General features: G+C 62.8%; 17 protein-coding genes and 1 tRNA gene. 10 read left to right on the top strand and 8 right to left on the bottom strand.

Annotation, left to right across the window (positions count from 1 at the left end):
* The first annotated feature begins 247 nt into the window (after window positions 1-247).
* The 4 genes from GN300_RS02975 to GN300_RS02960 all read left to right on the top strand — a co-directional run bounded on the left by GN300_RS02975 (window position 248) and on the right by GN300_RS02960 (window position 4,136).
* Window positions 248-781: an NlpC/P60 family protein gene (locus tag GN300_RS02975; protein WP_020970417.1), complete on the top strand. Its 534-nt coding sequence runs from the start codon at window positions 248-250 to the stop codon at window positions 779-781.
* A 65-nt stretch (window positions 782-846) separates the two neighbouring features.
* The gene (locus tag GN300_RS02970; protein ID WP_054827298.1) at window positions 847-1,533 is read left to right on the top strand and encodes a response regulator transcription factor; all 687 of its coding nucleotides are present in this window, start codon (window positions 847-849) and stop codon (window positions 1,531-1,533) included.
* Window positions 1,530-2,525 (top strand): HAMP domain-containing sensor histidine kinase, encoded by a 996-nt coding sequence (locus tag GN300_RS02965; RefSeq protein ID WP_003940274.1) that lies wholly within the window; start codon window positions 1,530-1,532, stop codon window positions 2,523-2,525. Before GN300_RS02970 ends, GN300_RS02965 begins: the two co-directional genes overlap by 4 nt.
* Before the next feature lie 108 nt (window positions 2,526-2,633).
* A complete protein-coding gene (locus GN300_RS02960; RefSeq protein ID WP_308190174.1) occupies window positions 2,634-4,136 on the top strand; it encodes a DUF4173 domain-containing protein in 1,503 nt (500 codons plus the stop codon).
* A 73-nt stretch (window positions 4,137-4,209) separates the two neighbouring features.
* Here GN300_RS02960 and GN300_RS02955 read toward each other — a convergent pair whose 3' ends face one another.
* The gene (locus GN300_RS02955; protein ID WP_063315935.1) at window positions 4,210-6,546 is read right to left on the bottom strand and encodes an arylsulfatase; all 2,337 of its coding nucleotides are present in this window, start codon (window positions 6,544-6,546) and stop codon (window positions 4,210-4,212) included.
* A gap of 205 nt (window positions 6,547-6,751) precedes the next feature.
* Between GN300_RS02955 and GN300_RS02950 the strand changes: the two genes are divergently transcribed.
* Both GN300_RS02950 and GN300_RS02945 read left to right on the top strand, forming a co-directional pair.
* Entirely contained in the window at window positions 6,752-7,420 is a 669-nt protein-coding gene (locus GN300_RS02950) for a TetR family transcriptional regulator (protein ID WP_054781447.1), read from the top strand.
* Window positions 7,421-7,455: 35 nt separating this feature from the next.
* Window positions 7,456-8,373, top strand: a complete 918-nt coding sequence (locus GN300_RS02945; RefSeq protein ID WP_030534931.1) for a TauD/TfdA family dioxygenase — start codon at window positions 7,456-7,458, stop codon at window positions 8,371-8,373.
* 1 nt (window position 8,374) lies between these two features.
* Here GN300_RS02945 and GN300_RS02940 read toward each other — a convergent pair whose 3' ends face one another.
* Together GN300_RS02940 and GN300_RS02935 are read right to left on the bottom strand one after the other, a co-directional pair.
* Entirely contained in the window at window positions 8,375-9,337 is a 963-nt protein-coding gene (locus GN300_RS02940; RefSeq protein WP_037125552.1) for a formylglycine-generating enzyme family protein, read from the bottom strand.
* A 49-nt stretch (window positions 9,338-9,386) separates the two neighbouring features.
* Window positions 9,387-9,462 (bottom strand) — tRNA-Arg (locus GN300_RS02935).
* Window positions 9,463-9,704: 242 nt separating this feature from the next.
* Here GN300_RS02935 and GN300_RS02930 point away from each other — a divergent pair.
* Entirely contained in the window at window positions 9,705-11,084 is a 1,380-nt protein-coding gene (locus tag GN300_RS02930; protein WP_047272629.1) for an LLM class flavin-dependent oxidoreductase, read from the top strand.
* Between the two features lie 9 nt (window positions 11,085-11,093).
* Here the strand turns inward: GN300_RS02930 and GN300_RS02925 are convergent, their stop codons facing one another.
* The 5 genes from GN300_RS02925 to GN300_RS02905 all read right to left on the bottom strand — a co-directional run bounded on the left by GN300_RS02925 (window position 11,094) and on the right by GN300_RS02905 (window position 15,989).
* The gene (locus GN300_RS02925) at window positions 11,094-12,092 is read right to left on the bottom strand and encodes a helix-turn-helix domain-containing protein (RefSeq protein WP_003940366.1); all 999 of its coding nucleotides are present in this window, start codon (window positions 12,090-12,092) and stop codon (window positions 11,094-11,096) included.
* An 81-nt stretch (window positions 12,093-12,173) separates the two neighbouring features.
* On the bottom strand, window positions 12,174-13,040 hold the full coding sequence (locus tag GN300_RS02920; RefSeq protein ID WP_063315936.1) for an acyl-CoA thioesterase II: 867 nt from the start codon (window positions 13,038-13,040) through the stop codon (window positions 12,174-12,176).
* Window positions 13,037-13,861: a DUF1295 domain-containing protein gene (locus GN300_RS02915; RefSeq protein ID WP_003940080.1), complete on the bottom strand. Its 825-nt coding sequence runs from the start codon at window positions 13,859-13,861 to the stop codon at window positions 13,037-13,039. Before GN300_RS02915 ends, GN300_RS02920 begins: the two co-directional genes overlap by 4 nt.
* A complete protein-coding gene (locus tag GN300_RS02910) occupies window positions 13,858-14,781 on the bottom strand; it encodes an SDR family NAD(P)-dependent oxidoreductase (RefSeq protein WP_063315937.1) in 924 nt (307 codons plus the stop codon). The genes GN300_RS02915 and GN300_RS02910 overlap by 4 nt, the downstream gene beginning before the upstream one ends.
* A complete protein-coding gene (locus GN300_RS02905; protein ID WP_030534917.1) occupies window positions 14,778-15,989 on the bottom strand; it encodes an acetyl-CoA C-acyltransferase in 1,212 nt (403 codons plus the stop codon). Before GN300_RS02905 ends, GN300_RS02910 begins: the two co-directional genes overlap by 4 nt.
* A gap of 123 nt (window positions 15,990-16,112) precedes the next feature.
* Between GN300_RS02905 and GN300_RS02900 the strand changes: the two genes are divergently transcribed.
* From GN300_RS02900 to GN300_RS02890, 3 genes are read left to right on the top strand one after another with little or no spacing between them, the layout of a single operon-like run.
* On the top strand, window positions 16,113-17,345 hold the full coding sequence (locus GN300_RS02900) for an acetyl-CoA acetyltransferase (protein ID WP_030534916.1): 1,233 nt from the start codon (window positions 16,113-16,115) through the stop codon (window positions 17,343-17,345).
* Between the two features lie 43 nt (window positions 17,346-17,388).
* Window positions 17,389-18,906, top strand: coding sequence for a carotenoid oxygenase family protein (locus GN300_RS02895; RefSeq protein ID WP_063315938.1), 1,518 nt, complete (start codon window positions 17,389-17,391; stop codon window positions 18,904-18,906).
* On the top strand, window positions 18,903-19,634 hold the full coding sequence (locus GN300_RS02890) for a hypothetical protein (RefSeq protein WP_021345221.1): 732 nt from the start codon (window positions 18,903-18,905) through the stop codon (window positions 19,632-19,634). The genes GN300_RS02895 and GN300_RS02890 overlap by 4 nt, the downstream gene beginning before the upstream one ends.
* The last annotated feature ends 18 nt before the right edge of the window (window positions 19,635-19,652 follow it).

The raw sequence follows: 19,652 nt of genomic DNA, 5'->3' as shown, positions 1-19,652 counted from the left end.
TCGAATCTATGGACCTTGTCGTGCCGCGGGATCCAGGAAATCCCCCATCATTCCCTGATCTTCTGCCAGCCCGGGACGTAAGGCCCGTTTGTTCAAAACCGACAAATCGGATTAATCATTCCTGTCCGAACACCACGTCCACGCCGTTAACATCCGAACGAAGTGTTTGTTTTCACGTGTCTTACCAGTTCACGGCTATCGAGGTGCGCTGCCGCGCGCCGAAACGACTCCCACGAAGGACGGATGCATGAAGAAGTCGACACTCCGCACGGGAACGGTCGCGGCTTTGCTGACCGGAAGTGTCCTGTTGCTTTCCGCTGCCCCTGCCTCAGCCGACCCGGGAAGCCTCGGTAGCGGTGGCAGTAGCGGGAGTTCCGGAAGCTTGGGAAGCACGGGCAGCATCAGCAGCGGATCAGCCGCCCTTCCGATTCCGAGCCCGGCAGGGCTGATCGCGCTGGCAGCGGCGAGCACTCAGACCGGAAAGCCCTACCAGTGGGGCGGCGTCGGGCCGAACTCGTGGGACTGCTCCGGGCTGGTGCAATGGGCGTTTCGGCAGGCCGGCGTGAATCTGCCACGGACCAGCCAACAGCAGGCCAACGTCGGACAGCCGGTTCCCCGGTGGGCCCTCGCCCCCGGCGACGTCATCACCTTCTACCCCGGTGCGACGCACGTCGGCATCTACGCTGGGTTCGGAATGGTGTTCAACGCCTACGGAGTTGGTGTTCCGACCGGACTGACGCCCCTGGCGGATCTGCCGATCAACAACATCCGCAGGTTCTAGAACCTGCACAGAACCTTCACAAGTCCTCCCAGGTTCATCCACGAGGGCCGAATACAGTCAGTTCCATGAGTCAGCGAAGAGTGCTCGTGGTCGACGACGAGGTCAGCATCTGCGAGTCCATCGCGGCGAGGCTGCGTGCCGAGGGCTACGACGTCGAGCTGGCATTCGACGGTCCCAGCGCGGTGGCCCGCTGCGAGCAGATGGCCGCCGACCTGGTGGTACTCGACGTGATGATGCCGGGATTCGACGGACTCGAAGTCTGCCGCCGCATCCAGGCCGTGCGCCCGGTGCCTGTGCTGATGCTGACCGCTCGCGCCGATGAAACGGACATGCTGATCGGTCTCGGCGTCGGGGCCGACGATTATCTGAGCAAGCCGTTCAGCATGCGTGTGCTCGTCGCCCGGGTGCAGGCTCTGCTTCGGCGTGCGGATCGCGCGGAGCACGCTGCTCGCCCGGTGGCCGACCTCCTCGAGTTCGGTGACGTCGTGATCGACCTGACCGAACGTCGAGTGCGCCGTGATGCGCAAGAAGTTCACCTGACTCGCACCGAATTCGATCTCATCGCCTATCTGGCGGAGCGGCCGCGAGCCGCGATCCCGCGGGAGTCGCTGCTCGAGGAGATCTGGGGCTGGGGTGAGGGAGCGGGCAGTCGGACCGTCGACAGCCACGTCAAGGCGCTGCGACGCAAGCTCGGACCTTCCGTGATCCGGACCGTTCACGGGGTCGGGTACGCCTGGGACGTGCCGCGATGAGCGTCGTCGACCGTCTTTTTGCACGGTGGCCGCGGCCGCTGGACCCGATGCGGTCCTTCAAGGTGAAGGTCGGCCTCCTGGTTGTCGCAGCACTGGTGTTCGCCGCGGGTGGTTTCTGGCTGACGTCGCAACAACCGTTTCGTTTTGCTCTACTGACGGCGTTGGTTGTCGCTCTCGGCGTTACGCAGGTGCTCGCACACGGGATGACGTCACCGCTTCGCGAGATGACGGCCGCGGCGAAGGCGATGGCGCGCGGCGACTATTCGCGGCGAGTACGAGCGACTTCCAGAGACGAAGTAGGCGAACTCGCCCATGCGTTCAATCGGATGGCCGAGGACCTCGGGGCCGACGACCGGTACCGCCGCGAGTTGATCGGCAACGTCTCCCACGAATTACGGACGCCCATCACCGCTTTGCAAGCCATGCTCGAGAACGTCGTCGACGGTGTCGAAGAACCGGATCCGGCGATGATGAAATCGGCGCTGCGGCAGACGGAACGACTGGGCGCGCTGGTAGCCGACCTTCTCGATCTCTCGAAACTCGAGGGTGGCGCTATGCCGTTGAAACGCCGCCGTTTCGAGGTCGAGCCGTTCCTACGCGAGCTGTCGAGTGTGAGTGCGGGCGACATCGAGATAGACGTCAAGCCTCCGCAATTGTCCGTGGTCGCCGATCCGGATCGCCTCCATCAGGTGGTGACCAACCTGGTGGACAACGCGGTTCAGCACGGGAACGTCGACACCAAAGTTGTGATCCGAGTACGTACCGGCAGCGCGGGGGAGTTGGTGCTCGACGTCCACGACGACGGCCCCGGCATCGAACCACAGGCCCGTGAGCGAGTGTTCGACCGCTTCATCCGCGGCGGCTCGACCGACGGGGGCACCGGACTCGGCCTCGCGATCGCGAAGTGGGCGGTCGAATTACATGACGGCAGGATTGCCGTCGTCGATGCCGCGTCGGGTTGTTGCATTCGAGTAGTGCTGCCGCAGAACTGAATCAAAGTCCCTGACGAGATCGAGAGATCTCGCGATGGCGCATGTCTTCATCGGCATTCGTCTGTACTTCCGACCCTGAAAAATTGAACCAGACACATAGGAGATCACATGAGCGCTCCGATAGTAATTCCACCGAAACCGCCGATGCCGGCCGTAAAACCCAAGCGTTCCAGCCGGTTCTGGCGTCCCGATCGCACTTCGATGGCCACCCGCTCGATGCTCCTCGGCGCGGCCGCAGTAGGGGTGCTTGCGGCCCTGATCCTCGACCCAGGGTTCGCGAGTATCGCGTACGTGATCGTGGGTGCCAGTGTGGTGATCGTCTTCGGGATTCTGACGCCGCCGCGGATGACCGTGACGCAGTGGGTCGCCGCCATCGGGATGCTCGCACTGCTGGGTGTTGCCGCCGTTCGCGGTGCGGAGTGGTTGGTGTTCCTCTGCGTCGTAGCTGCGTGGGTTCTGTTCACGTGGACTCTGATCGGCGGGCGGACGTGGACCGGAATACTTCTGGGAACGGTCGCTCCCTGGCGGGCACCCCACCGGACGGTCAACTTCGTTCGTCGTCGAAAACTTGCTACCCGCTCTGCTCCGCGGGTGCCGGCGGCGCGAGTTGTCGTCGTAAGCGCAGTATCGATTCTTCTCCTGCTGATTTTCGGATCTTTGTTCGTGAGTGCGGATCCGGAGTTCGCGAAGATCTTCGACGGCTTCGCTCCTGCCATCTCGGTGTCGAACCCGGGAGCACGGATCTTTGCCGGCGTCGTGATGGCGTTCGGCACGCTGGTTGCGGTGTATCTGCGCCGCAGAACGCCGACGGTGGACGCGTTTGCACCTGCGCAGGCGACGCCGTTGCCGATGTGGGAGTGGGCGGTCCCGCTCGGAGTACTCAACGTGCTGTTCCTCGGTTTTGTTGCAGTACAGACGAAGACGCTGTTCGGGGGAGACGAGCACGTACAGGTGACCGATGGACTGACCTATGCGGACTATGCGCGTGAGGGTTTCTGGCAGCTCATGGCGGTTACCGTGCTGACGCTGCTCGTCATCGCCGTCGCAGTGCGGTACATCGACCGCCGCGACGCTGGATCGAGGCGTCTTGCCCGCGGACTGCTGGGTGCCCTGTGTGTTTTCAGCCTGGTGATCGTGGCGTCCGCTGTGCACCGGATGTGGTTGTACGAGAATCAGTACGGTTTCACGGTGCTCCGGGTCAGCGTCTTCGCGACCGAGCTGCTTCTTGGCTTCGTGTTCGTGTTGTTGCTCGTCGCAGGTATTCGGATGTCCGGGAAGTGGCTGCCCACAGCTGTTCTCGCCACTTCGGCCGTCGCGCTGCTGGCCTTCGCGGTGTTCAACCCCGACGCGTACATCGCGCAAAAGAACGTGGAACGGTTCGAGGGCGGCAAGAGCATCGACGTTTCCTACTTACGCGGGCTCTCCGTCGACGCGGTACCTGCCTTGGATCGTCTACCGGAACCGCAGCGTTCATGTGCCTTGAGCAGATATCGATTCGGAGTGCCGGGCACCACTGCGCCCTGGGAGTTCAACGCAGCGCGTGAGAAGGCCCGCGACATCCTGGAAGCTCGCCCGGTGGGGCCGTGCCTGCAGATGTACACGGTCGGATAGACGCAGGGCGATTGTGCAGCCGCACGGCAGATATCGCGCGCGGCTGCACAATCGGCGAGCGTCGCCTGGTCGATCAGTGCACGGCGAGTGAGATTTTCTCCCGTTCCTCTGCGGACACCACATCTCGGGTGGATCGTAAGTCGACGATCACGCTGTGGAGTTTGCCGCCGTAGCGGAACGTGCCCTTGTCCGCGAACTCTTCCGCGACCGGGCTTCCCCGGTTGATGCCGACGTCGAGCTGTTCGTTCATGCTGAAGATCGCCCGAGTGGTCTTCTCGATCCGGCCTTCGGAGACCACCTCGTCGTCGACGCTCAGGGTTGCGGTTCCACCCTTGCCGATTCCGCCGCCGTCGTACTCGAAGTGGACGGACACCTCGCGTGCATTGGGTGCCAGCGGGTTGCGCCCACGCACGAAGGTCCGACCACCGCCGCTGAAGTTGTAGCAGTAGACGGGGACGGAATCGAGTATGTACAAAGCGAATCCGCCGAACCGGCCACCGAGGCTGACCAGCATGCCGTCGGCGACGCTACCCAGACTTGCGGTCAGCGTGTACGAGCGGTTGAAGAACGTCGGCGCGGCTTTCTCGACCAGACCGTTCATGTGTGGGTACAGCGTGAGGGTCTTGCGGCCCATCATCGGATGCGGGGGTCGTGATTCCGCGGTGGCGTGGCGACCGACCGTTCTGTCGTCCAGCGGCAGCACCTGATATTTGGCCGCCTCGACGAGGAACTTTTCCTTGAGCCGGGCCAGGATCTCGGGATGCTCGTCTGCGAGATCGCGGGCCTGCGACCAGTCGACCGAGGTGTCGTACAGCTCCCAACGGTCCTCGCTCATCGGTGTGAGTTCGAGGCCGTGAGTGGCCATCAGCCAGGGTGCGCGGTGGGCCGTGACTGCGGTCCAACCGTAATCGTAGATTCCGCGGTTGCCGAAGATCTCGAAATACTGTGTGGTGTGGCGCTCTTCGGCGTCGGGCTCGGCGAAGGTGTAGTTCATCGCCACGCCTTCCATCGGTTTCTGGGTCACCCCGTCGACGCTGGACGGTGCCGGAATACCGGCAGCTTCCAGGATCGTCGGCGTGATGTCGACGCAGTGATGCCATTGCTCCCTGATGCCTGGCTTGTCGATCCCCTTGGGCCAGTGGGCGATCAGGCCGTTCCGGGTACCGCCGTAATGGGACGCAACCTGCTTGGCCCACTGGTACGGGGTGTCGAGAGCCAGAGCCCACGACGCCGGATAGTGCGGGTAGCTGGTTTCGGTCCCCAATTCGTCGTAGCGCGCCAGTACGTCGGATGTCGCACTCTTGTAACCGTTGAGGCCGGCGAGGTAGTTGAACGAGCCCTCCATTCCGCCTTCCGCGGAAGCGCCGTTGTCACCCATCATGTAGAGCACCAGAGTGTTGTCGAGTACACCCATGTCCTGCAACCGGTCGACGAGCCTGCCTACCTCGTCGTCGGTGTGCTCGAGAAATGCCGCGTACAACTCCATCAGACGGGCCGAGACCTTCTTCTGGTCGTCGTCGAGTTCGTCCCAGTGTGGGAGCCCCGGAGCCCACGGGGCCAATTCGGTGTCAGGAGCGACGACGCCCAGTTCCTTCTGCTTTTGGAGGGTGATCTGGCGTTGGCGATCCCACCCGTGATCGAATTCGCCGACGTACTTGTCCAGGTAGCGGTCCGGGACCTGGAGTGGAGCGTGGCACGCGCCGAAGGGGAGGTAGCAGAACCACGGCTTGTCGGGGTCCATCGTGTTGACGCCCTCGACCCATTCGATCGCGTGGTCGACGAGATCTTCGGACAGGTGGTAACCCTCCTGTGGTGTCTTGGGTAAGTCGACCATCGTGAAGTCCTCGTAGAGAACCGGGGTGAACTGGTCGGACTCGGCACCGAGGAAACCGTAGAACTTGTCGAAACCCTCACGGACCGGCCAACGGTCGAACGGCCCGGCAGCGGTGGTCTCCCACGTCGGGGTCTGGTGCATCTTGCCGAAAGCACCTGTCGCATAGCCGTTTCCCTGTAGGACGCGTGCGACCGTGGCGGCAGAGGCGGGGCGGGTCCCGTTGTATCCCGTTGCCGCGTTGGCCATTTCGGAGATGACACCCATACCGACACTGTGGTGGTTGCGCCCGGTCAGTGTGGCGGCACGCGTCGGCGAGCACAGAGCCGTGGTGTGGAATCGGCTGTACTTCACGCCGGTTTCGGCCAAACGCTCGGCGGTGGGGGTGCGGCACGGGCCACCGAACGCGGAGGGTGCGCCGAATCCGACGTCGTCGATCATGATCAGCAGCACGTTCGGGGCCCCGGCCGGCGGGCGAAGCGGTTCCGGGCGGGTGTACGGGGGATTCTGATCGGGGTAGTACACGGCGGCCGCGACGTTCGGCGTCTCGGGAATGATCGGAATGGAATGGCGATTCACCAGCAGGCTCCTTGGCGTGTGCAAAACCGGGCGGATTAAGCAGTCGTCTTAATCTGGAGCGTATCGATCGGAATTCAGTTGGCGGCGTATGTCTCGTTGACTGGGACAACTACCCCCGTGAGTGGTTAAGGAGTCCCTGCACTCCCTAACCGCGCACAGGGGATGGGGCTTGCGGAATTAAGACAGTGACTTATATGGTCGGTGTATGCCCGCCTCGTTGGATGCCAAGAACGCCATGATCGCCGTCGCCGAGCGGATGTTCGCCGAGCAAGGTATTCACGAAGTGTCCATGCGGGACGTGGCGACTGCGGCCGGGCAGCGCAACAACTCTGCAGTTCAGTATCACTTCGGTGGGCGAGACGGTCTGGTGCTGGCCGTATTCCGGCATCGGATGGATCAGATCAACGCAGCGCGACTGACGTATCTCGACGACATCGACGCCAGTGGGCGGACCGACTTGGTCCGTGCTTTGGTCGAAGCCTTTCTGTACCCGCTGGCAGATTTTCTGGCGACGGTCGACGGTTCCAACTATGCGAGGTTCATTGCCCGAATCTCACCGTCGGTGGATACGCAGAGTGCTGAGTTCCGCGAGGTCAGCGAGGGGATCAACGAAGTTGTCGTCAGGTTGACGCGGGCATTGCCACATCTGCCCCGCCGCGTCGCGGTCGAACGGATCGATCTGACGTTCAACATGAGCGTCTCCGCTCTGGCAATCTTCGAGCAGCGCCGCGAAGACGAAAACCCGGTTGTGCAGGCAGATTTCGATACGACAGTGGATCATCTGGTCGATCTCGCGGTAGGAGCACTGACCGCGCCCCAAAGCGCACACAAACGTACACGAGCAAAGCGGGTGCACGCGTCGACTGACGTGTGACCCCGCGACACGACACGACAGGACGGAGTCATTCGATGGCTACCCTTACATCCTCACGAACAGTCCAAATCGGCAATCACACAATCGAATTCGGACCACGCGGAATGAGGCGAAACCCGGAAGGCGTTGAATCGAGGCCGTACGAGCGGTTCACTCTGACACCCGTCACACCGTTCATCGGTGCCGAGATCAGCGACATCGACCTGCATGATCCGTCGGAGGAGCAGATCGAGGACGTGCGTCGGGCCCTCCTCGAATGGAAGGTCGTGTTCTTTCGGGACCAGCCGATTTCGAGCGTGAATCATCGTGACTTCGCGGCCCATTGGGGTGAACTCGAGGTTCATCCACTTCTCCCGCAGGGAGAGGTCCCGGCAGTCGTCAGATTCGAACGCGGAGAGGACAGTCCAGGAACGGAGAACATCTGGCACGTCGACGTCACCTGGACGAAGACGCCGCCGCTCGGTTCAGTACTTCGGGCGATCGACGTACCGCCTGCCGGTGGTGACACGCTCTGGGCCGATATGGGTAACGCCTTCGACTGCCTCCCCGACGAGATCAAGGACTTGATCGACGGCAAGGACGCCATCCACGATTTTGTACCGTCCTTCGGACGCGGCATGAGCCCGGAGAAGTTGGAGCAGATGAAGGAGCAGTACCCGCCGGTTCTGCATCCGATGGTGCGTAAGCATCCGGAGACCGGGCGTAAAACTCTGTTCGTCAACAGCCTCTTCACCACCCACATTCCGGATATGGATCCTGTCGAAGGCAACGATCTGCTCAACCTATTGTTCGCGCAGGTCAAGGTCCCGGACTTTCAGTGCCGCTTCAAGTGGGCGCCGAATTCCATTGCCTTCTGGGACAACCGGGCCACCCAGCACTACGCTGCGAGCGACTACTTCCCGCATCGTCGCGTCATGGAGCGGGTGGCCATCCTGGGGGACGTGCCCTTCTGATCTACTCCTGCGGAATGCGGATGATGCACCGGAAGCCGACGTGGCAGGTCGAGGACTCCTCGGATTCGCCCTGCCGCGCGGCGGGGCGGTATCGCAAGCAGTAGTTCGGTGCACACAGATGTGAGCCGCCTTTGATCACCCGTCGTGCGTAGGGTTCGCCCACCAACGCCTCCGTGGCGAACTCCGCTCGGGGATTACGAGGAATGCAGCACGACGAGGCCGGCGCGACGTTCTTGGAACTGTGGGCGTGGTCGGACGTGTAGTGATCGGCCGTCCATTCCCACACGTTCCCGGCCATGTCGAACAGTCCGTAGCCGTTGGGCCGGAACTTTCCGACCGGAGCGGTGCGCTCGTAACCGTCCTCAAGCAGATTCTCCCAGGGGAACTGGCCCTGCCACACGTTGCCACCGGGCCGCCCGCCCGGAGAGTCGTGATCGCCCCACACGTACGCCTGGCGATCGAGTCCACCGCGGGCGGCAAACTCCCACTCGGCCTCGGTCGGGAGTTCCTTGCCGGCCCACGCGGCATAGGCCTGGGCGTCGAAGTACGACACGTGGGTGACGGGGTGCCGTTCACGTCCCCCGATGTTGCTGTCGGCGCCCTCGGGATGGCGCCAATCGGCGCCGGGAGTGAACGACCACCACTGGGTGTAGTCGTCAAGTGAAACCGGGCCGGGTGGCGAATTGAAGACCAACGATCCCGGGACGAGGAGGGCTGGATCGGCGTCGGGATAGTCGGCGGCGTCTGGGGCGATTTCAGCAGTGGTGACGTGGCCGGTTGCCTTCACGAAGCGTCGGAACTCGGCGACCGTCACCGCCGTCGTGTCCATCCAGAATCCGTCGACTGTGACCTGGTGAACTGGGCGTTCTTCCGGATAGAAATCTTCGGAGCCCATCCAGTACGTCCCACCCGGGATCAAAGACATGTTCTTCGGGGGAGTAGCCGTGGAGTGAGGCGTCGTCATGAATTCAAGAATGGCACGTTGGTCACGCCGATGTGGGGAGAGTCCCACCTGGTGCCCTCGGCAGGATTCGAACCTGCGACCCTTCCTTTAGGAGAGGAATGCTCTATCCCCTGAGCTACGAGGGCGGGGAGCGTACCGACAAGCACTGAAAACCCTGTGCTGCCGGGGTTTTCGCTTCCCGATACTGCTGTTGCATCCGCTCGACCTGTCGGCACGAAGCCTCGGGCGTCACAGCTGCGCTAGTCAGTGTAGCGGCCCGCCGACGAGGTCGCGAAGTCGACGGTATCGCCGGGTGCAAGCAGGAGCCGAACCGATCGCACTGATCGCAATGGTGTTCACCGCGGAGCAGGCACGGCATCGTGCGGGAATGACCCGCAGAATCCGATTCAACGCCTTTGCCATGAACTGCGTCGCCCACCAATCGCCAGGTCTGTGGCGCCACCCGGAGGACCAGTCGTCCAGGTACACGGATCTGAGGTACTGGACGGAATTGGCGAAGCTCCTCGAGCGTGGACGATTCGACGGGCTGTTCCTGGCCGACGTGTTGGGAACGTACGACGTGTACGGCGGCAATCACGACGCAGCGCTGCGGCAGGGCGCGCAGGTACCGGTCTCGGACCCGCTACTGCTGGCGTCGGCGATGGCTGCCGTGACCGAGCACTTGGGCTTCGGGATCACCGCAGGTACAGCTTTCGAGCATCCCTACCCGTTCGCTCGGCGCTTGAGCACCCTCGACCACCTGACGAACGGGCGAATCGGGTGGAACGTGGTCACCGGATACCTCCCCTCGGCCGCACGGAACATGGGCGAGGACGACCAACTCCAGCACGACGATCGCTACGACCACGCGGACGAGTACCTCGAAGTTCTCTACAAGTTGTGGGAAACGTCGTGGGAAGACGACGCGGTGGTGCGTGACAGAACCACCGGGGTCTACACGGACCCCGCCAAGGTTCATCCGATCGAGCACGAAGGCAAGCACTTCACCGTTCCGGGCATCCACATCTCCGAACCTTCTCCGCAGCGGACGCCGGTCATCTTCCAGGCCGGCGCGTCGCCTCGTGGGGTGCGGTTCGCCGCTGAGAATGCCGAAGCAATTTTTGTCGGTGCACCGACAAAGGCGATTCTCAAAGACACCGTTGCCCGAATCCGAAACGAACTGACGAAGGTCGGGCGAGATCCGTACTCGGCCCGCATCTACACACTGTTGACGATCATCACCGACCGAACCCCTGAGTTGGCCCAGGCGAAACTCGAGGACTACCGCAGCTACGCGAGTAGTGAAGGCGCGCTCGTTTTCACCTCGGGGTGGATGGGAATCGACCTCTCCGGATACCGAGCGGACGAGCCGATCGGGAACGTCGAGAGCAATGCCATTCAATCCGCGGTCGCATCGTTTCGTCAGGCCGACGAGAAAGGTGGCGAATGGACGGTGGGGGACATCGCGGAGTGGGCGGGCATCGGCGGGCTCGGCCCGATCGTTGTCGGTTCCGGCGCGGAGGTCGCCGACGAATTGCAGGAGTGGGTGTCCGAGACCGACGTCGACGGTTTCAATCTCGCGTACGCGGTGACTCCCGGAACCTTCGAAGACATTGTGGAGCATGTGATTCCGGAGCTGACCAAACGAGGTGCCTACCAGAGCGACTACGACGAGGGAACGCTGCGCAACAAACTGTTCGGGCGAGGGGACAGGCTGCCGCTCGAACACCGAGGCCGGAGCTTCGACCGGATCCGCACTGCCGGCTGAGCGGGGACCTCAGGACCAGCCGGACCCGGGTACGTGAACCGAGGTGGTGAGGTCGACGGCCTCGATGTCCGAAGACCTCAACTCTTCACCGCACACACTGCAACCCAAGCGTGCTTCGAACCGTTTACCGCAGGCCTTGTGATGGAGAACGATGTCCGGGCCGTCCGCGGATCTGAACCAACGCTGACCCCAGGAGATCATGCACATCACCACGGGGAAATACGCCGTGCCCTTGGCGGTGAGTCGATACTCCGACCACTGTGGGCGATCCGGAAGCGGACGCGTTTCCATCACACCGATCTCGGTGAGGTGCTTCAAGCGATCCGCGACTATCGCCGGTGGTGCACCGGTGATCTCGGCGAACTCTCCGTAGCGGCGAGCGCCTCGGAAAGCTGCACCGATGATCGCCGCTGACCAGCGATTGCCGACAAGTTCCATCGTGTGAGCCAGAATCTCCGGACGGCGTTCGGACTTGGTGGAGCGTCGCCGCGATGTTGCTTCCGGGACACTGCGTGAGAAGTCCCCACTCGGACCCATTTGGGAGTCCAGGGATCGTACGTCCACGTCCTCGCCGCACTCCTTGCAGCGCAGGATCGGGGTGAAGTCGTTTCCGCAGGTGCTGTGCCGCAGTGGTGGAAGCGGCTGGGTTTCGTTGGGCGCCCACTGCTTCTCCCACGACCACATGGTGATGAGGACGGGCCAGATCGACTGCCCTTTGCGGGTGACCGAGTATTCGTGCCTGGGCGGGTTCTGCTGATACTCACGACGCTCGAGCATTCCGCCGGCCGTCAGGACCGCCAACCGTGAGGACAATACGGAGTTGGAGATTCCCCCGAGGGCGAGCCAGTCGTTGTATCGCCGCGACCCCAACAGGGCGAATCGCAGAATCCAGAGGTTCCACTCGTCCCCCAACAACCCGAGCGTGACGGCCAGTGCGTTCGGACCGCCGGCAGGCAACTCGGTGACGCCCGCCGACGCGGTGGGTGTCGAAGATCCGGCTGCATTCACTCGTACCACCCCGAAATCATAGGCCGCGCACCCTGCGGCGCCGCGAGACCGTACCGAATGGTCTGCAGAAAGAGTCGGGAATCACTCGGTGCGGGCAATGAGTAACGCTTCCTGAGTGATCTGGCAGATCTGGAGTCCGGATCGATCGAAGACCGCCGCATTCACTACTGCTCTGCCGGTGTGAGCTGTGGGGGTCGAGTGCTCGAAGAGCAGCCACTCGTCCGCCCGCACAGGGCGTTGAAACCACATCGTGTGATCGAGGGACACACCAGTCCAGTCCGTGTCGAGCGAGTGCTCCTGCCCGATGTCGTAGCCGTGCGGAGTCAGTGCGGTTGCCATCAGCATCAGATCACTGGCATAGGCGAGAGCAACCACGTGAATCAGTGGATCGTCGCTCAGCCGCTGAGCCGAACGCATCCAGATGTTGCGCGGAGGCGCCGCCGAATGCGTCGTGGGGGCCTGCGAATCGATGGGGGACACACGAATCTCGATGGCGGAGAACTCCTCCCACACCTCTCCCAGCCCGCCGTCTGCCTCGGCCAACTCCTGCAACGTCACGCACTCAGCGGGCGGGAGTGCGGTAGGTACTGCGCGACTGTGAGTGATGCCCTCGTCGATCGAGGAGGCAGAGACCGTCGAACGGCAGACGAGTCGTCCGTCCTGGTGGACGTCGACGCCTCTGGTGGACAGGCGTTTTCCGTCCCGAAGGCGATCTACCGAGAACTCGGTCGCGCGATTCGTCGACCCCGGGCGAAGGAAGTGGGTGTGGACGGAACTGATCGCTTTGCCGTCGGTAACCGTGTGCCCGGCTGCGAGAATCGACTGGGCTACCAGTTGGCCGCCGAACAGCTGAGGCAGCCGAACACCGTCGTTCGACCCTTGCCACCGGTCCGGGCCGGTCGATTCCAGATCGAAGACGTCGGCGAGACCACTCGTGGGGGCGCTCACGACGCGTGGTTTCGTGCCGGACGGGGTGGACGAGGTAAGAATCCGCTGGTCCGGGCGACGTAGTCGTCGTAGGCCTGCCCCTTGCTCTTGCGCATGCCGCGTTCGAGAAGGGCCTTACCGCTGTAGCTCACCAGCAGTTTGATCATGACGATCGGAGAGACGATCGTGATCAGCGCCAATGGATCACCAAGCGCGAGGATGAACAGTCCGACCCAGACGCATGCATCACCGAAGTAGTTGGGATGGCGGGTCCAGGCCCAGAGCCCACGGTCCATCACCTTCCCGGCATTGGCCGGATCAGCTTTGAAGCGGGAAAGTTGGTAGTCTCCAACCGATTCGAAGACGAAGCCGACGGTCCAGACCGCGATGCCGATCGCGCCGAGGACTCCGAGGGCGCGAAACTCGTACATCGCGAACTGGACGGGCAGCGACACCACGAGAATGAGAACGCCCTGGAGGCCGTAAATTTTGCGAATCAGGAACGGAACCAGCGGTCCCTGTTGATGTTTGAGCAGGGCAGTATAGCGCTTGTCCTGCCCGTGCCCACGGTTTCGGAAGCCGATGTAGAGGCCGAGTCGCATTCCCCACACCACGGTCAGTGCCAGCACGACGAGGCGACGCAGATCGTTGCCGTCCGATCCGATGGACGTCAGGTACGAGACGGCGGCGACGACGGCAAAGCCAGGCCCCCAACAGATGTCGATGATCGAGTGATTGTTCATGCGGATGGCTACGGCCATCACGACTGCGATGAAGACGAGCACGGCGAGTGCGCTCACACCGAAGTTCAGTGCAAGGTCGCCCAGTGGGATGTCGGTCATGCGCGCGCTTTCTGATTGTGGTGGTCGAGCAGTTCGGAAGCGAAGTCCGCGAAGGCTTCCTGTGCGCTCGGATAGGTGTGAGGAGTGCCGAGCCGGCTGGTCACGAGCAGTGCGTCGAGCGCTTTGGCATCGAGTTCTGTGGTGGTGGGTAAGAATTCGGTCGAGCCCTCGACGGCGTCGGCCGAACGCACTCCGTTACCTGCGGTGACGATCACCTGCCCGTTGGTCGTGGACTCGGGATCGACGAGAGCAGTGACCACCGGGGCTACCAGGTCGGCCCCCATGATGTCGATGAATCGTGGGTCCATTCCGGACTCGGTCATCTGCGTAGTGGCATAGGGCAGTACGACATTGGTGAACACATTGCGACTCGCGCCTTCGCCGGCCGCGGTGCGGCCCAGTGCGATGACGGCACCCTTACTGGCGGCGTAGGCGGACACGGTGGGTTCTCCGTGCAGTCCTGCGGTCGAGGCAATCATCACGATGCGCCCGAATCCGGCTTCGCGCATCACACGGGAGGCTTCGGCGGCGACCAGTGCGGTTCCGACGACGTTTGTCGTGATGACGGTGCTGAGGTTCTCGGCGGTGGTGCGATGAAGCATCTGTGGACCGCTGACCGCGGCGCTGGTGATGCAGAAGTCGAGTCGTCCGAACCGAGTGAGAGCGTCGTCCACCAACTTTCGGCCGACCTCGGGGTCGGTGACGTCGTCGTGGTTGGCGACGGCCTGTCCACCGGTTTCGAGGATTTCGTCGACGACCTGATCTGCAGGGCCTCGGCCGCTCGAATCGAGTGTGCGATTCCGATTGTTGACGATCACCGTGACCCCTCGGCTCGCGAGATGCAGTGCGACGGCACGGCCGAGGCCCTTACCCCCTCCCGTGACGACGGCAACGCGGCCGGAGAGTGAACTGACGGTCATGAGGCGATCCGTTCGACGAGCACCGCGACTCCGACACCGGCGGCGCCGCTGACCGCGGCCACACCGTAGCGTCCGTCGCTCCGTACCAGTTCGTCGACACATGCGCCGACGAGAATTGCTCCGGTGGCGCCGAATGCATGGCCCATCGCCATCGTGCCTCCGTTGGGGTTCATGCGGTCCGGCCCGGCGTCAAGATCGCGGCGGAACCGTAGGCAGAGTGCGGAGAACGCCTCTGCGAACTCGAACACGTCGATGTCCTGTGGACGAAGCCCGGCTCGCGCGATGACTGCCTCCACGGCGCTCTGGCCCGCAGTGAGCATGAGGACCGGATTCACCGAAGTCGAGGCGGATCCGATGATCCGTGCGCGAGGGGTCAAGCCGGCTCTCGCCGCGGCTTTCTCGGATCCTAGGAGTAGGAGCGCTGCGCCGTCGGCCATGGCGGGAGAGGATCCGACGGTGTGCAGGTGTTCGATCTTGCCGACCTCAGGGTAGGCGGCGAGCGCGAGTGCATCCTGACCGGCGGCGCCGAGCCCTTCGAAGGCCGGAGGCAGCGCGGCGAGTCCCTCTGCCGTCGTCTCTGCCCTGACCAGTTCGTCGTGCGCGATTCCGGCTTCACCATTTCTGCCGGGGACAGGCACAACGGACCGCTCGAATGCGCCGTTGCGCCAGGCCTCGGCAGCCTTGTGCTGGGTTTCGACGCCGTACGCATCCAACTCGTCGCGGGAGTACCCCTCGATCGTGGCATTCAAGTCGGCGGCAACACCCATATGGATGGAACCGATCTGCGCGATAGTTGCCGGATCGGTCCACAGCGGTCCGCGATCACTGAACATCGGAGTCCGGGAGACACTTTCGACGCCACCGGCCACGACGAGGGACACGTCGTCGCCGCGAATGCGGGCCGCGCTCTGGCCGACTGCGTCGACGCCGGATGCGCAGAAACGATTGAGGGTCGCGCCGGGAACGGAATCGCCCCAACCGGCAAGGAGTGCGGCAGTTCTCGCGATGTTCGCGCCCTGCTCGTCCACCTGCGATGCGCAACCGAGAACGACGTCGTCGATCTGTTCTGCGGCGAGGTTCGTTCGACCCTGCAAAGCCTTGGCCAGGTGGACGACAAGATCGACTGGGCTGTGTTCGTGGAGGGCGCCTCGCGCCGATGCTCGACCGCGCGGCGTTCGCACGTAGTCGAGGACAAAAGCATCAGTCATTTTCAACCCTTCAATTAGTAGAGTTACTCTGCTAGTTGTAGTACGGTTGCGGTGAAATTACAACCGCCGTTGCGCGGGTATCTCGGTGACGTCACCGAGGCCGGATCGGCAAGGGGAGAGGTCATGACTGTTTCGAACATTTGGATTCTCGGCGGGTACCAATCCGACTTCGCACGGAACTTCACCCGTGAGGAACTCGATTTCGCGAACCTTGCCGAAGAGGTGGTGAACCACACCCTGGACGCGGCGAAGGTTCCTGCCACCGACATAGAGGTGATCCACGTCGGTAATGCCTTCGGGCAATTGTTTGCCGGTCAAGGTCAGCTGGGCGCGATGCCCGCCACCGTGCATCCAGACCTGTGGGGTGTGCCCTCGTCTCGGCACGAGGCGGCGTGCGCATCGGGCAGTATCGCTGTACTTGCAGCGATGGCAGACCTGCGCGCCGGCAACTACGACGTGGCTCTGGTGATGGGTATCGAACTGGAGAAGACGGTTCCGGGTGATGACGCGGCTGGCCATCTGGGCGCTGCAGCCTGGGTCGGACACGAAGGTCAGGAAGCAAAATTCATGTGGCCGTACATGTTCGACCGTGTGTCGAAGGAGTACGGGCGGCGTTACGGGATCGACGAATCTCACCTTCGCGCGATCTCGCAGATCAACTTCGCAAACGCGAAGAACAACCCCAACGCGCAGACACGCGGTTGGGCGGTGCCCGATCTACTCGGAAATGCAGGTGGTGACGACACCACCAATCCCGTTGTGGAAGGTGGTGTTCGACGATTCGATTGCAGTCAGGTGACCGACGGTGGCGCAGGTGTTGTGCTGGTGACGGACAAGTACCTCCGAGAGCATCCTGATGCCGCGGCGACTCCGCTGGCCCAGATCGCGGGCTGGGGTCACCGGACAGTTGGTTTAGGTCTCGAGCAGAAGCTGGCCCGCGACGCCGATAATCCCTACGTGATGCCACACGTTCGGGATGCGGTGATGGGTGCCTTCTCCCGGGCCGGAGTCGACCTGGCCGGGATAGACGGGATCGAAACACATGATTGTTTCACGGCGAGTGAGTATCTCGCGATCGACCACATCGGTCTGACCGCGCCCGGCGAGTCGTGGAAAGCCATCGAGAGTGGTGACATCGCCATGGGCGGCAAGCTACCGATCAACCCCAGCGGCGGTCTGATCGGCGGTGGTCATCCGGTGGGTGCCAGTGGTGTTCGAATGCTTCTCGACGCGGCCCATCAGGTGACGGGAACGGCCGGCGGTTTCCAAGTCGAGGGTGCGAGCCGCTTTGCGACGCTCAACTTCGGTGGAAGTACGGCCACCACCGTCAGTTTTGTCGTCGACGCAGTTTCCTGAAAGTGCAGCCCAGCCTTTCCCCATCAGTCGAAAAGAGAATTCCATGGACGTCGAAATCGTAGGCAAGTTGTTGTCCACCCTTCCCGCCGATGACGATCACCCGTATCGCACCGGCCCGTGGCAACCCCAGACCACCGAGTTCAAAGCGGACAACCTCGAAGTCGTATTCGGTGAGGTTCCGAAAGACCTCGACGGTGTCTACCTGCGTAACACCGAGAATCCGCTCCATCCCTCGATGAAGGCGTATCACCCCTTCGACGGTGACGGCATGATTCACATCGTGGGCTTTCGCGACGGAGAGTCGTTCTACCGCAACCGATTCGTACGTACCGACGGCTTGGCGGCCGAGCAGGATGCCGGCGCTGCGTTGTGGGCCGGGCTTGCCGAGTCTCCCAAACTCAGTCGCCCCGAGGGCGGCAAGGGTGCGCGCACCCGGATGAAGGACGCGTCCAGCACCGACGTCGTCGTTCACCGGGGGACTGCTCTCACCAGCTTCTACCAGTGCGGAGATCTGTATCGTCTCGATCCGATGTCGGCGGAGACACTCGGCAAGGAAAGCTGGAACGGCAAGTTCCCCTTCGAATGGGGTGTGTCCGCGCATCCGAAGGTGGACGACAAGACCGGAGAAATGCTGTTCTTCAACTACAGCAAGGAAGCGCCGTACATGCACTACGGCGTCGTGGACTCGGCCAACGAGTTGGTCCACTACGTCGACGTCCCACTTCCCGGTCCGCGCTTGCCGCACGACATGGCCTTCACGGAGAACTACGCGATCCTCAACGACTGCCCCTTGTTCTGGGATCCGGTTCTGCTGGAGAAGGGCGCGCACGTCGCGAATTTCCATCCCGATATCCCGCTGCGTCTCGGAGTCATCCCACGCCGCGGAAATACCTCTGACATCAAGTGGTTCGAAGCCGATCCGACCTATGTCCTGCACTTCGTGAACGCCTACGAAGAGGGCGACGAGATTGTTCTGGACGGTTTCTACCAGGGCGATCCGGAACCGTCGGACAACGGTATGGGCAATCAGTGGGAGCGCGCCTTCCGTTTCCTCGCTCTCGATCGTATGCAGACCCGGCTTCACCGCTGGCGTTTGAACCTGGTCACCGGAGTCACGCGTGAAGAGCAACTCAGTGACTCGATCACCGAATTCGGCATGATGAACGGGAATTTCGCGGGCGAGAAGTACCGATACGCCTATGCGGCTTCTGGTAAACCGTCGTGGTTCCTGTTCGACGGCTTGGTCAAACACGACCTGCTGACGGGCAACGAGGAACGATTCTCCTTCGGTGACGGTGTGTACGGCAGCGAGACTTCGATGGCGCCGCGCGTGGGTGGTACCGCTGAAGACGACGGCTATCTCATCACGTTGACCACTGACATGAACGAGGATGCGTCCTTCTGCTTGATCTTCGACGCTGCCCGCGTCGGAGACGGACCGTTGTGTAAACTTCGCCTTCCCGAACGAATTTCGAGTGGCACCCACTCGACGTGGGCGCCGGGCGCCGAGCTCCGACGCTGGCAGAGTGCCGACACCGCCGCCGAAGCGGTCGGACTGTGACGGGCACGCACGACGCGGGCACGTGGGAGATCCTGCGACAGGTGGTGATCGGTGCACGAGACGTGGACAAGACCGGTCACCAATTGCGCGAAGCATTGAATCTGGCACCAGGATTCGCGGATCCACTGCTCGAAGACATCGGTTTGGCCGACGAGACCTTGGCCGTCGGGCCGCAGGCATTTCTCGAGATCGTCGCGCCGCTCGACGAGAAGGTCTCGCTGGCGAGATGGATCCGCAAGGGCGGAGGGGAGGGCGGCTATGCACTCTCGATCCAGGTTTCGAACATCGAGCCCTATCTGGAACGTGCAGCTGCGGCCGATGTTCGGACGGTGGCAGATCTCGAGGCCTACGGTCACCGGATCGTCCAACTTCATCCCGGTGATCTCGGACTGCTCGTAGAACTCGACGAGATTCCCGACGCCGACGAGTGGTTCTGGGATGAGACGGAGAAGGAGGTTTCCCTCGATCCCTGGGTCGACGACATCCTCGGCGTCGACGTGTCCTCGCCCGATCCGGCCAGGACGGCGACGCTGTGGGCCGAAGTGTTCGGAAAGAAACCGGTCTCGGCGCAACCACTCTCGATCAGGCTGGGATCACGCGTCGTGTCGTTCGTTCCGGGGGAGCGGTCGATGCTCACTGCAATTGATCTGGCGGCGTCGAGCGGCGCGTCTGCCGTGGAGCCCGGGCTGAGTGTCGGCGGCGTGGAGTTCCGGATTCACCCACGCTGAGCGTGCTTCACATCGAAC

This window comes from Rhodococcus sp. Ni2 (assembly GCF_021352185.1).
GTDB lineage: Bacteria > Actinomycetota > Actinomycetes > Mycobacteriales > Mycobacteriaceae > Rhodococcus_F > Rhodococcus_F qingshengii.
This window is presented reverse-complemented; position numbering and strand designations above follow the sequence as displayed.